Origin of the sequence: Nocardioides potassii (assembly GCF_021648885.1) — a bacterium.
Lineage (GTDB): Bacteria > Actinomycetota > Actinomycetes > Propionibacteriales > Nocardioidaceae > Nocardioides > Nocardioides potassii.
The window spans coordinates 173,658-185,674 of record NZ_JAKJHZ010000005.1; the positions used below are offsets into that span (position 1 = coordinate 173,658).

The 12,017-nt window shown below is 72.1% G+C and carries 12 protein-coding genes; 7 read left to right on the forward strand and 5 right to left on the reverse strand.

Going from position 1 to position 12,017, the window contains the following annotated elements; genetic code table 11:
• Positions 1-6 precede the first annotated feature (6 nt).
• The gene (locus L2K70_RS05270) at positions 7-1,101 is read left to right on the forward strand and encodes a glycosyltransferase family 4 protein (RefSeq protein ID WP_236400046.1); all 1,095 of its coding nucleotides are present in this window, start codon (positions 7-9) and stop codon (positions 1,099-1,101) included.
• A 24-nt stretch (positions 1,102-1,125) separates the two neighbouring features.
• On the opposite strand, the gene L2K70_RS05275 is transcribed toward L2K70_RS05270, so the two are convergent.
• The 3 genes from L2K70_RS05275 to L2K70_RS05285 are packed head-to-tail and all read right to left on the reverse strand — an operon-like array spanning position 1,126 to position 3,078.
• Positions 1,126-2,013, reverse strand: a complete 888-nt coding sequence (locus tag L2K70_RS05275) for a glycosyltransferase family 2 protein (RefSeq protein WP_236400049.1) — start codon at positions 2,011-2,013, stop codon at positions 1,126-1,128.
• Positions 2,006-2,404, reverse strand: a complete 399-nt coding sequence (locus tag L2K70_RS05280) for a DUF2304 domain-containing protein (RefSeq protein WP_236400051.1) — start codon at positions 2,402-2,404, stop codon at positions 2,006-2,008. Before L2K70_RS05280 ends, L2K70_RS05275 begins: the two co-directional genes overlap by 8 nt.
• On the reverse strand, positions 2,401-3,078 hold the full coding sequence (locus tag L2K70_RS05285) for a glycosyltransferase family 2 protein (protein ID WP_236400053.1): 678 nt from the start codon (positions 3,076-3,078) through the stop codon (positions 2,401-2,403). Before L2K70_RS05285 ends, L2K70_RS05280 begins: the two co-directional genes overlap by 4 nt.
• 56 nt (positions 3,079-3,134) lie before the next feature.
• Here L2K70_RS05285 and L2K70_RS05290 point away from each other — a divergent pair, with 56 nt between their 5' ends.
• The 6 genes from L2K70_RS05290 to proB all read left to right on the forward strand — a co-directional run bounded on the left by L2K70_RS05290 (position 3,135) and on the right by proB (position 11,110).
• Positions 3,135-3,869: a TIGR03936 family radical SAM-associated protein gene (locus L2K70_RS05290; RefSeq protein WP_236400055.1), complete on the forward strand. Its 735-nt coding sequence runs from the start codon at positions 3,135-3,137 to the stop codon at positions 3,867-3,869.
• A gap of 337 nt (positions 3,870-4,206) precedes the next feature.
• A complete protein-coding gene (locus L2K70_RS05295) occupies positions 4,207-7,515 on the forward strand; it encodes an Rne/Rng family ribonuclease (RefSeq protein WP_236400057.1) in 3,309 nt (1,102 codons plus the stop codon).
• A 230-nt stretch (positions 7,516-7,745) separates the two neighbouring features.
• Positions 7,746-8,045, forward strand: a complete 300-nt coding sequence (gene rplU / locus L2K70_RS05300) for a 50S ribosomal protein L21 (protein ID WP_236400058.1) — start codon at positions 7,746-7,748, stop codon at positions 8,043-8,045.
• Between the two features lie 39 nt (positions 8,046-8,084).
• Complete coding sequence (rpmA, locus tag L2K70_RS05305) at positions 8,085-8,339, forward strand: 50S ribosomal protein L27 (protein WP_056602771.1); 255 nt, start codon at positions 8,085-8,087, stop codon at positions 8,337-8,339.
• Positions 8,340-8,426: 87 nt separating this feature from the next.
• Positions 8,427-9,995 carry a GTPase ObgE gene (gene obgE, locus L2K70_RS05310; protein ID WP_236400060.1) on the forward strand — a complete coding sequence of 523 codons (1,569 nt, stop codon included), beginning with the start codon at positions 8,427-8,429 and terminating at the stop codon, positions 9,993-9,995.
• Complete coding sequence (gene proB / locus L2K70_RS05315; protein ID WP_236400062.1) at positions 9,992-11,110, forward strand: glutamate 5-kinase; 1,119 nt, start codon at positions 9,992-9,994, stop codon at positions 11,108-11,110. The genes obgE and proB overlap by 4 nt, the downstream gene beginning before the upstream one ends.
• Before the next feature lie 90 nt (positions 11,111-11,200).
• On the opposite strand, the gene L2K70_RS21565 is transcribed toward proB, so the two are convergent.
• Together L2K70_RS21565 and L2K70_RS05325 are read right to left on the reverse strand one after the other, a co-directional pair.
• Complete coding sequence (locus L2K70_RS21565; RefSeq protein WP_236400064.1) at positions 11,201-11,377, reverse strand: MazG nucleotide pyrophosphohydrolase domain-containing protein; 177 nt, start codon at positions 11,375-11,377, stop codon at positions 11,201-11,203.
• Positions 11,378-11,513: 136 nt separating this feature from the next.
• Positions 11,514-11,984, reverse strand: a complete 471-nt coding sequence (locus tag L2K70_RS05325) for an HIT family protein (RefSeq protein ID WP_236400066.1) — start codon at positions 11,982-11,984, stop codon at positions 11,514-11,516.
• Positions 11,985-12,017 lie beyond the last annotated feature (33 nt).

The following is a 12,017-nucleotide window of genomic DNA, read 5'->3' on the forward strand; positions in this document are numbered from 1 at the left end:
ATCCTCGTGCCCCGTCCGCTCGTGCTGGTCGACATGCTCAGCTACACCGGCACCAAGGGCGGGATGGAGACCTACACGCGCGAGCTCTACCGCGAGATCCAGACGATGGACACGGGGTTCGACTTCGTCGCGCTGGCCAGCAAGGAGGGTGCGCGGCTCGACCTGTCGTGGTTCCCGGGCGAGGTGATCCGCTCGGGGATCAGCGGGGAGAACCGCTTCGTCTGGGCCGCCGGCGAGCTCGTCGCCTCGAGCCTGCACGCCCGGCGTCGGCGTGCCGACCTGGTCCACTGCCCGGCGACGCTGGGGCCGATGTGGACCTCGATGCCCACCGTCCTGACGGTCCACGACATGCTCTACTGGAGCCACCCGGAGTTCATGGTGACGCCGCTCTACACGCGGCCCGTGATGTGGATGGAGAAGCGCGCCTCGGCCAACGCGACGCGCATCATCACCGACAGCCAGGTCTCGGCCGACGAGATCCACAAGTACCTCGGCTTTCCGGTGGACCGCCTCCACGTCGTGCCGCTCGCCGCCCACGGGGCGTCGGACGTCCGGCGCGAGGGGATCGGCGAGAACCTCGTCCTCGCCAGCGGCCAGCGTCGTCCCTACAAGAACTGGGACGCGCTCGTGCGCGCCCTCCCGCTCGTCGAGGAGTCCGTCCGGCCGCGGCTGGTCATCACCGGCGCCGGCCCGGGCGAGGACCCTGTCGCGGACGTCGTACGGCGCACGGGGATGGGCGACTGGGTCGAGCTGAAGGGCTGGATCGGCAGCGAGGAGCTGCACGACCTGCGGACCCGGGCTCGCGCCATGGCCTACCCCACGCTGGCCGAGGGCTTCGGCCTGCCCGTGCTCGAGGCGATGTCGATCGGCCTGCCGGTGATGGCCTCCGACCTGCCCGTGCTGCGCGAGGTCGGGGGCGACGCCGCGCTGTGGTTCGACCCCCACGACGACACGTCGATCGCCGCGGCGATGACGACGCTGGCGACCCGGCCGGACGTCGCCCAGCGGCTCGCACGCGACGGCGTGGCGCAGGCGGCGAGGTTCAGCTGGCGCCGGGTCGCCGAGGACACGCTCGCCGTCTTCGAGCAGGTCCTGCGCTGAGGCTGCGGAGGCCTCGGAGGGGCGTCAGCGCCCGAACGCGTGCCGGCCGAGGGTGCGGACCGCACCCCACGCGCGTCCGGTGACGGCCTGCGGCAGCCGGCTGGCGGCGTACAGCCTCGAGGCCGCGTGCACCCGTGCGGCACGCGACGCGCGCGTCCAGCCGTGGGCGGCGCACCGCTCGGCGGCGATCTCGAAGTAGGTGCGCTCGCCCGCGAAGCGGCCGCCGTCGTCGACGGTCGCCGAGGACGCGCTCGCCGAGTGGCGGCGGTAGGCGAAGACGACGTCGGGCAGCACGAGCATCCGCGAGCCGCTCAGCGCCATGTCGACCATCAGCGCGAGGTCCTGGACGAGGGGCAGGCCGTCGAGGAAGTCGTGCCGGCGCACGGCCTCGGTGCGGAAGGCCAGCGACGGCCAGTAGGTCCAGTTGCCGCGCAGCAGCGACACCGCGAGCTCCTCGCCGCCCAGCACACGCGGTCCGTCGAGACGGGGCGCGAACAGGCGCCGCTTGACGCGGTCGACGAGCGGGTCGACCACGGTCGAGGTCTCGTCGACCACCTCGACGCCCGGCTGGACGATGTCGACGCCCTCGGGCGCGGTGGCGATGGCGGCGCGGACCGTGGCGAGGTACGACGGCCGCATCAGGTCGTCGCAGCCGAGGAACACCATCCACTCGTCGGTCGCGAGCTCGAGGCACCGGCGGTAGTTGTCGGTGATGCCGAGGTTGGTCTCGTTGACCAGGTAGGTCACGCGGTCGTCGTCGAGGGCGGCGAACCACGCGCCGACGCTGTCGTCGGGGTAGCAGTCGTCGACGACGGTCAGGCGCCAGTCGGGGTCCGTCTGGGCGCGCACGCTCTCGACCGCCTCGAACAGGAGCGACGGCTCGCCCCAGAAGGGGATGAAGATCTCAGGCATCGGCCTCGGGCGCCGGGGTGGTCTTCGCGGACTCCGCGACGCTCAGCCGCTCCATGCCGTAGCGCTCCTGCGCCTCGATGATCGCGATCCGCCGGGCGAGCTGGTGCAGCTGGTTGCGGGCCTCCTGGGCGTGGAGGTACTGGTTGACGACGTAGAAGGCGAACGTGACCGAGACCAGGTAGAGGACGAGGTCGGTGCCGCGGCCGACGCCGAGAGCCTGCGCGACCACGCCCACCAGGTTGGGGGCGAGCACCGCGACCACGAGGATCACCATCAGGACGGCGAACGCGATCTTCTTCCACGCGTTGACGCTGTGGGCGCTGCGACTGCGCAGCGCGACCACGAAGATCGCGGCGAAGGCCAGGATCAGGACGACCTGGATGAGGATCATCGGCTGACCTTCCGGAGCAGGGTGTCGACCGCGATGTTGACCGCGTTGACGGCGGGCTGGCCCTTGGCGACGGAGTAGTCGGAGTAGTCGATGGTCACCGCCACCTCGACGAACCGGTACTTGTTGCGGGCGATGAGCTCGATGATCTCGCTCGCGTGGGTCATGTCGGGCGCGGTGATGCGCAGCGTGTCCGCGACGTGGCGGTTGAAGACGCGCAGGCCGTTGTGGGCGTCGGTCAGCCGGATGCCGGACGTCATGTTGCTGAACCGGACGGCCGCCTTGAGCAGCAGCCGCTTGAAGCGGGTGGCGCCGATCGCCTCGCCGAGGAACCGCGAGCCGAGCACGATGTCGACGTCGGTGGTGTCGAGGACCCGCAGCATCCGCACGGCGTCCTCGACGCGGTGCTGGCCGTCGGCGTCGAAGGTGACGAAGCGGGTGACCCCGGGCAGCAGCCGGGCGAACTCGATCCCGGTCTGCAGGGCCGCGCCCTGACCCATGTTGATCGGGTGGTTCACCAGGTAGCCGCCGGCCTCGAGGATGCGGTCGGCGGAGGCGTCGGAGCTGCCGTCGTTGACGCAGACCACGTGGGGACAGGTCTCGAGGACACTCTCGATGACCGAGCCGATGACCGTCTCCTCGTTGTAGACAGGCACGACGAAGGCGACGTCTTCCACCTGCGGGAATATACCGCCCGAGGCGACCCGGACCTATCCGACCTAGGCTCTCGCCCGTGCGTGAACAACCCGAGCAGCAGGCTCCACCGGTGCAGCGACTGCGCGTGCGCTACGCCAAGCGCGGCCGGCTGCGCTTCACCAGCCACCGCGACTTCAGCCGCGCGTTCGAGCGTGCGGTGTTCCGGGCGCGGGTGCCGATGGCCTACTCGTCCGGCTTCAACCCGCACCCTCGCATCTCCTACGCCGGCGCGGCGCCGACCGGCTCGGCCAGCGAGGCGGAGTACCTCGAGCTCGCGCTGGCGGAGGTCGTCGTACCGGCCGACGTGCACGCGATGCTCGACGAGGCGCTCCCGCCGGGCCTCGACGTCCTGGAGGTCGTCGAGTCGCCGGGCGGCTCGCTGGCGGACCTGCTCGAGGGCAGCCGGTGGCGCATCGAGCTCGCCGTGGACCACGCGCAGGCGCTCGACGCGGTCGACCGCTTCCTCGCCGCCGAGGAGGCGCCGGTGGAGCGCATGACGAAGAAGGGCATGCGCGAGTTCGACGCTCGTGCCGCCGTCGTCTCGCTGGCGGTGCTCGCCGACGGGGCAGGTCAGGACACGCGTGAGGGCCGTACGACGCTCGACGTGGTGCTGCGCCACGGCACGCCGGCCGTCCGCCCCGACGACGTGCTGCGGGGCCTGACCACGGTCGCCGGGCTCGACACGGGCCAGGCGCCCCACATGACGCGGCTCTCCCAGGGCCCGCTGCTCGAGGGGGGCGAGGTCGGCGACCCGCTGGCGCCGCGCGCTTAGGGGCTGGCGGGGATCGGTGTGCGATACTCGCAGCGTTCGACACCCCGGCCACCTGTCGGGACCTGTCGAGCCGACGACGTTCTCGCCGGTCACGCCCTGCTCGTTGGGGCGGGGTCGGCACCCCGATCGGGTGGACGTCACCGGACCGCGACGCGGCCACAGGAGTCGGTGAGAGCGACTCCCCGGGTGGCCCGGCGACCGCGGCAGGTGACGGACGGCCGCCGGAGACGCACACACGCGGAGGGTGTCGCCGCCACTGAAGCTTTGCGTCCCCGAGATCGCCACCCGAGATCGGCGGACGCCGTATCGGCACCCTGACGGTGCCCGAGGAGCGACCATGCTCGACCAGGACGACCAGAACGAGCCCACGGAAGCGACCGCCGCACAAAGCCCCGCAGCTCCCGTCGTGACCCGCAGGACACGCAAGGCGCCCGCCAGGAAGGCGGCCGCCCCGGCCCAGGCGCCCGAGGCCACCGGTGCCACGGAGGCCGCTGACGCCCCCGACGCGTCGGCGGCGACCGACGGTCCCGCTCCGGCGAAGAAGGCTGCGCGCAAGGCGCCGGCCAGGAAGACGGCCGCCAAGCGTGCGGCTGCCCCCGAGCCCGCTGCCGAGCCGGCCGAGACCACCGAGGCCCCCGAGGCGCCCGCGACCGCGGAGTCGCCGGACGACCTCACGCCTCCCGCGAAGAAGGCCGCGCGAAAGACGGCAGCGAAGACCCCGGCGAAGAAGACGGCCGCCAAGCGGACCGCCAAGAAGGCCGTCGCGGCTCCCGTCGACGAGCCTGCCGAGACCCCCGAGGCGTCCGTCGCCGAGGACGGCGAGGCTCCCGTCGAGACCGGCCACGCCGTGCTGTTCCAAGCCCCGGCCCCGGTCGCGACCACCACCCGCCGTACGCGCAAGAAGGCCGAGCCCACCCCCGTCGAGGTCGACCCCGCCGCCGAGGACGAGGAGTCCGAGGAGGTCGAGGAGGTCGAGGAGACTCCTCCGGCGAAGAAGGCTGCCGCCAAGAAGTCCTCGCGCAAGAAGTCGGCCTCGAAGAAGGCCGCGGCGCCGGTCGAGGACGGCGCCGCCGACACCGAGGTCACTGCCGAGGCCACCCTCGAGATCACTGCCGAGGAAGCGGTCGACGACCAGCCGGCCTCCGAGACCGACGCCGGGTCGGGCGACGACGCCGACGCGTCGGACGAGACCGACGACGAGTCCGGCACCGGCGCCCGCCGCCGGCGCCGCCGAGGCGGTCGCCGCCGGCGCAAGGGTGGTGACGGCGCCGAGTCCACCGACTCCGCCGACGAGTCCTCGGGCGACGACGCCCACGACGCGGGCACCGACAAGGCAGCCTCCGGCGACGACTCGGGGTCCGGTGACGCGGGCGAGGGCAACGGCGAGGGCTCCTCGCGCCGCCGTCGGCGCCGCCGTCGCGCCGGCGACGAGGGCGGATCGGACGACGACGCCCCCAACACCGTCACCCGCGTCCGCAAGACCCGCTCCGCCGAGGACCAGATCACCGCCGTCTCCGGCTCCACCCGCCTCGAGGCGAAGAAGCAGCGTCGCCGGGAGGGCCGCGAGGCCGGTCGCCGCCGCGCGCCCATCGTGAGCGAGGCCGAGTTCCTCGCCCGCCGCGAGTCGGTCGAGCGGGTCATGGTGATCCGCCAGCGCAAGGACCTCACCCAGATCGCCGTCCTCGAGGACAAGGTGCTCGTGGAGCACTACGTCGCCCGCGAGTCGCAGACCTCGCTGATCGGCAACGTCTACCTCGGCCGCGTGCAGAACGTCCTGCCCTCGATGGAGGCCGCGTTCGTCGACATCGGCAAGGGGCGCAACGCGGTCCTCTACGCCGGTGAGGTCAACTGGACCGCGCTCGGCCACAAGGAGGGGCAGCCCCGCAAGATCGAGTCGGTCCTCTCGAGCGGCCAGATGGTGCTCGTCCAGGTCACCAAGGACCCGATCGGCCACAAGGGCGCCCGCCTCACCAGCCAGGTCAGCCTGGCCGGCCGGTTCCTCGTCTACGTGCCGGACGGCACGACGTCCGGCATCTCGCGCAAGCTGCCCGACACCGAGCGCAACCGCCTCAAGACCCTCCTCAAGGAGATCGTCCCCGACACCGCCGGCGTCATCGTGCGCACCGCGGCGGAGGGCGCCAGCGAGGAGGAGCTGACCCGCGACGTCGAGCGGCTCAAGGCGCGCTGGGAGGACATCGAGAAGAAGGCCGGCAACAAGGGCTCCGGCCCGCAGCTCCTCTACGGGGAGCCCGACCTGACCCTCAAGGTCGTCCGCGACCTGTTCACCGAGGACTTCGCCAAGCTCGTCATCGAGGGTGACGACGCCTGGGACACCGTCCACGCGTACGTCGACTCGGTGGCGCCCGACCTGTCGGAGCGGGTCGAGAGGTACCAGCGCAACGGCGCCGGCGACGTGTTCTCGACCTACCGCATCGACGAGCAGATCAAGAAGGGCCTCGACCGCAAGGTGTGGCTGCCGTCGGGCGGCTCCCTGATCATCGACCGCACCGAGGCGATGACGGTCGTCGACGTCAACACCGGCAAGTTCACCGGCTCCGGGGGCAACCTCGAGGAGACGGTCACCAAGAACAATCTCGAGGCGGCCGAGGAGATCGTGCGCCAGCTCCGGCTGCGCGACATCGGCGGCATCATCGTCGTCGACTTCATCGACATGGTGCTGGAGTCCAACCGGGACCTCGTCGTGCGTCGGCTCGTCGAGTGCCTGGGCCGTGACCGCACCCGCCACCAGGTCGCCGAGGTCACGTCCCTCGGACTGGTGCAGATGACCCGCAAGCGGATCGGCACGGGCCTGCTCGAGTCGTTCAGCGAGAACTGCGAGCACTGCCACGGCCGCGGCGTGGTCATCAAGGACGAGCCCGTCGACCCCGACGCCGCTCCCGCCGAGGGCGAGGGCCGTCGCAGCGGTCGTCGCCGAGGCCGTCGGGGGGCCGGCGAGGACACCGCCAACGGTGGCTCGAACGGTGGCTCGAACGGCTCCACGAACGGCAACGGAGGACACGCGCCGTCGCCGAAGGACGTCGCCGCGATGGCCCGCCACGAGAAGCCCGCGGACGACGAGCCGACGAGCGGCGAGCAGGCAACCGAATCGGTGGAGGAGACGGTTGCCGAGGCATCTCCGGCCGCCGACGAGCCGACGAGCGGTGAGCAGGCGACCGATCCCGCTGAGGATTCGGTTGCCGAGGCACCGCCGGTCGACGAGGCACCCGCCGAGGCACCCGCCGAGGCACCCGCCGAGGCACCCGCCGAGGCACCCGCCGAGGCACCCGCCGAGGCACCCGCCGAGGCACCCGTCGAGGCGCCCGCCGAGGCACCCGCCGAGGCACCCGCCGAGGCACCCGCCGAGGCACCCGTCGAGGCGCCCGCCGAGGCACCCGTCGAGGACGAGAAGCCGCGGGTGGTGACGCGTACGCGCCGCCGTGCGGCCAGCCGCCCCGCGGGCCCGCCGGCCCTGCCCGCGACGCCGACCACGGGTGTCGCCGGGACGCTCCCGGACTCGGGTGCCGTGGAACCGGGCACGGCAGGTGTCGAGCCCGGCGAGCAGGCCGCGGACGCCGCCGAGCCGGCGGCCGAGGCCCCCCACGTCGAGCACGTCCCGATCAAGAAGAAGGGCTCGCGCAAGCGCTGATCGCTCGGGCCGACGGTCGTCTCGCCGTCGTTTTGCGGCGCTGGTGTCCGATCCCGTAGTCTTGACCCTCGGTGTGCCAGTCACACCACCCTCTGCGCGCCCGCCCCGCGGCCGCCAGCGCCTTCCAAGGGCAGCCGATGTGATGGCGCCGTCCCACGGGCAAGGGCGTGCGCAGACCGAGAACCAGCAGATATCCACCTGAAGTCCTGTATCGAGGAGAGTGACTCGCCGTGTACGCAGTCGTGCGCAGTGGCAGCAAGCAGCAGAAGGTTGCCGTGGGCGACGTCATCGAGATCGACGCGATGGGCGCGGCCGGCGACACCCTCACCCTTCCCGTGGTGATGGTCGTCGATGGCGACAAGGTCACCGCGACGGGCCTCGACAAGGCCAGCGTGACCGTCGAGGTCACCGGTCGCACCAAGGGCCCGAAGATCATCATCCAGAAGTACAAGAACAAGACCGGCTACAAGAAGCGCCAGGGTCACCGCCAGAAGTACACCCAGGTCAAGGTCACCGACATCTCCCTCTGAGCTCCCGCTCGAGGTCGCTCTCTCCCGAAGGACTGAACAATGGCTCACAAGAAGGGTGCTGCGAGCACCAAGAACGGCCGTGACTCCAACGCCCAGCGCCTGGGCGTGAAGCGCTTCGGCGGCCAGGTCGTCGGCGCCGGCGAGATCATCGTGCGCCAGCGCGGCACGCACTTCCACCCGGGCACCGGCGTGGGCCGTGGCGGCGACGACACCCTCTTCGCCCTGCAGGCCGGCGCCGTCGAGTTCGGCACCCGCCGCGGTCGCAAGGTCGTCAACATCGTCCCCGGCGAGTGACGTCACCGCGACACTGAGCACTTCTGCGAGAGGGCGTCCCGGCCGGGGCGCCCTCTCGTGCTTTTCCCGACCACCGACAGGACCCCCATGGCCATCCCGAGCTTCATCGACCAGGTGACGCTGCACCTCGCAGCGGGACGGGGCGGCAACGGCGTGGCGTCGGTCAAGCGCGAGAAGTTCAAGCCGCTCGGCGGCCCCGACGGCGGCAACGGCGGCCAGGGCGGATCGATCATCCTCGAGGTCGACACGAGCGTGACGACCCTCGTCGACTACCACCACAGCCCCAAGCGCAAGGCCGACAACGGCGGCCAGGGCGCCGGTGACCACAAGAACGGCGGCAACGGCAAGGACCTGGTCCTCCCCGTCCCCGACGGCACGCTCGTGAAGGACGCCGACGGCACCGTGCTGGCCGACCTGGTCGGCCACGGCACGACGCTCGTCGTCGCCGCCGGTGGTCGCGGCGGGCTCGGCAACGCCGCCCTCGCCTCGTCGAAGCGCAAGGCCCCCGGTTTCGCCCTGCTCGGCGAGCCGGGCGACGAGCTCGTCGTACGCCTCGAGCTCAAGGTCGTCGCCGACATCGGACTGGTCGGGTTCCCGAGTGCCGGCAAGTCCTCGCTCATCGCCGCGATGTCGCGGGCGCGGCCCAAGATCGCCGACTACCCCTTCACCACCCTCGTCCCCAACCTCGGCGTCGTCACCGCAGGCGAGACGACGTTCGTGGTCGCCGACGTGCCCGGCCTGATCGAGGGAGCGGCGGAGGGCCGTGGCCTCGGGCACGACTTCCTGCGGCACATCGAGCGCTGCGCCGCGCTGGTGCACGTCATCGACACCGCCTCGATCGAGCCGGGCCGCAACCCGGTCGACGACCTCGACGTCATCGAGGGCGAGCTCGCCCGCTACGGCGGACTCGAGGACCGGCCGCGGCTGGTCGCGCTCAACAAGGTGGACGTTCCCGACGGCCAGGACATCGCCGACATGGTCGTCGAGGAGCTGCGCGGCCGCGGGCTGCGGGTGTTCCAGGTCAGCGCCGCGTCCGGAGCCGGTCTGCGCGAGCTGACCTTCGCGATGGCCGAGATCGTCGAGGCGTCCCGCGAGGACGCGCCCGAGGCCGAGCCGCAGCGCATCGTGCTCCGCCCGCGGGCCGTGGACGGCGGGGCCGACTTCGAGGTCGTCGCCACCGACGACGGGTGGCGCGTGCGCGGCACCAAGCCCGAGCGCTGGGTGCGCCAGACCGACTTCAGCAACGAGGAGGCCGTGGGCTTCCTCGCCGACCGGCTCAACCGGATGGGGGTCGAGGACAAGCTGATCGAGATGGGCGCACAGGAGGGCGACGCCGTCCTCATCGGGCCCGAGACCAACTCGGTCGTCTTCGACTTCAAGCCCAGCGTCCAGGCCGGTGCCGAGATGCTCGGGCGCCGCGGTGAGGACGAGCGCCTCCGCGAGACCCGTCCGGCCCGCGAGCGCCGCCGCGAGATCGCCGAGGGGATGGAGACCAAGGCCGAGGAGGAGGCTCGCGCCGACGTCGCCCGACGCCTCGACGAGGAGCGTCGGCAGGCGAAGAAGGGTCCCAACCGCAGCTCCGGCAGCTCGGGTGTCGGCCCGATGGCCTACGAGATCGGCACGAAGGACGACCCCGACTGGGACGGCGAGGAGTGAGCGACCGCGCGAGGCTCGTTGCCGACGCCCGGCGCATCGTCGTCAAGGTCGGCTCGTCGTCGCTGACGACCGCCGAGGGCGGCATCGACCCCGCGCGTGTACGACGCCTCGTCGAGGTCCTCGCGGCCGCCCGGGGAGCCAGCGCCGAGGTCGTGCTCGTCTCCTCCGGCGCGATCGCCGCCGGGCTGGCGCCGCTCGGGCTGACCACGCGCCCCCGCTCGCTCGCCGCCCAGCAGGCCGCCGCCTCGGTCGGCCAGGGGCTGCTCGCCCACCGATACCAGGAGGAGTTCGCCCGTCACGGGATCGTCACCGGTCAGGTGCTCCTCACCGTCGACGACGTGACCCGGCGCGCGCACTACCGCAACGCCCACCAGACCTTCGCCAAGCTGCTGGAGCTCGGCGTCGTGCCCATCGTCAACGAGAACGACACGGTCGCGACCTCCGAGATCCGCTTCGGCGACAACGACCGCCTCGCCGCGCTGGTCGCCCACCTCGTGCACGCCGACCTGCTCGTCCTGCTCTCCGACGTCGACGGCCTCTACGACGGCCCGCCCAGCCGTGAGGGGTCGACGCTGGTGCCCGTGGTCCGCTCCGAGGACGACCTCGTGGGCATCACCATCGGCACGACCGGCGCCTCGGGCGTCGGCACCGGCGGGATGACGACCAAGGTCGACGCGGCGCGGATCGCGACCGGCGCCGGCATCGACGTCGTACTGACCTCGGCGGACCAGGCAGCAGCCGCGCTCGCGGGTTCGGAGGTCGGCACCCTCTTCGCGGCGACCGGCAAGCGGCGACCGACCCGGTTGCTGTGGCTGGCGCACGCCACGTCGGGCCAGGGCACGCTGACCCTCGACGCCGGCGCCGTACGCGCCGTGGTCGAGCGCAGGGCGTCGCTGCTCGCAGCCGGGATCACGGGTGTAGGCGGCACGTTCGTGGCCGGCGACGCGGTCGACGTGCTGGACCCCGACGGCACCGTCGTCGCCCGAGGCCTGGTGAACTTCGACGCCGACGAGCTGCCCACCCTGCTCGGGCGCTCGACGAGCGAGCTGAAGGCCGCGCTCGGAGCGGCCTACGAGCGCGAGGTCATCCACCGCGACGACCTCGTCCTGCTCTAGGTGCCAGAACCCGCTGCGCGACGACGTGCACGGACCTCGAGATGAACTTCCACCCGCTCGAGTGGACATCCATCGAAGCGGTCAGGCGGGTCAACCCTCCTCGGACAGGACCTGCTCCAGCTCGTCCATCGTGGCGGTGAAGGCGCCCTGCAGGTCGACGCCGTAGGAGTCGGCCAGCGTCAGCACGCTCCAGAGGCAGTCGGCGAGCTCGTGGGCGAGCGCCTCGTCGAGGTCGTCACGGGGACGCACGCCCGCCTTGCCCTGCACCAGCCGAGGAAGCCGAGCATGATCTCCTCGGTCGTCCACGAGCGTCCGTAGCTCGTCGCCTCCACCTCGGCGTACCGCGCCCGGATCGCGCGGGCGCGTTCCTGCATCTGCTGGAAGTCCATGTGGCGATCCTGCCTCAGCCGAAGGTGCGCGGGAGGTCGAGCGCCGCGGCGAGCCGCTCGGCGTACGGCTCTCGCTCCGCCGGCGAGGCCCAGCGGTTCTCGGCATGGCGCTCGTAGAGGCGGTCGCCGTCGTGGCGGGGGAAGACGTGGACGTGGAGGTGCCAGACGTCCTGCCCACCGGCCGGCTCGTTGTGCTGCCGCGTCGACGTGCCCGCGCAGTCGTACGACGACCGCATGGCGACCGCGACCTGCTGAGTCAGGTCCCAGACGGCATGACCGGCGGCTGGAGGCAGGTCGTAGAGGTTCTCGTGGTGCGCGCGCGGGATCACCAGCACGGCGCCCTCGTTGGCTGGCCACCACCGCGGCGAGATGCGGGCGAACGCGAGGTCGGTCACCGCCACCACGTCGCCTGGCTGGTTGTGCTCGTCGTGCCTGCCACGCTGGAGACGGCAGAACGGGCAGTCGTAGTCGGCAGGCTCGTGCACGGCGCCACCCTGCCACCGAGTGACGCGGATCGG

Bases quoted from the DNA above. Each gene is read 5' to 3' on its own strand.
- obgE (WP_236400060.1), top strand. From the start codon at position 8,427: ATGGCCATCCCGAGCTTCATCGACCAGGTGACGCTGCACCTCGCAGCG.
- L2K70_RS05280 (WP_236400051.1), bottom strand. From the start codon at position 2,404: ATGATCCTCATCCAGGTCGTCCTGATCCTGGCCTTCGCCGCGATCTTC.
- L2K70_RS05275 (WP_236400049.1), bottom strand. From the start codon at position 2,013: ATGCCTGAGATCTTCATCCCCTTCTGGGGCGAGCCGTCGCTCCTGTTC.
- rpmA (WP_056602771.1), top strand. From the start codon at position 8,085: ATGGCTCACAAGAAGGGTGCTGCGAGCACCAAGAACGGCCGTGACTCC.
- L2K70_RS05295 (WP_236400057.1), top strand. From the start codon at position 4,207: ATGCTCGACCAGGACGACCAGAACGAGCCCACGGAAGCGACCGCCGCA.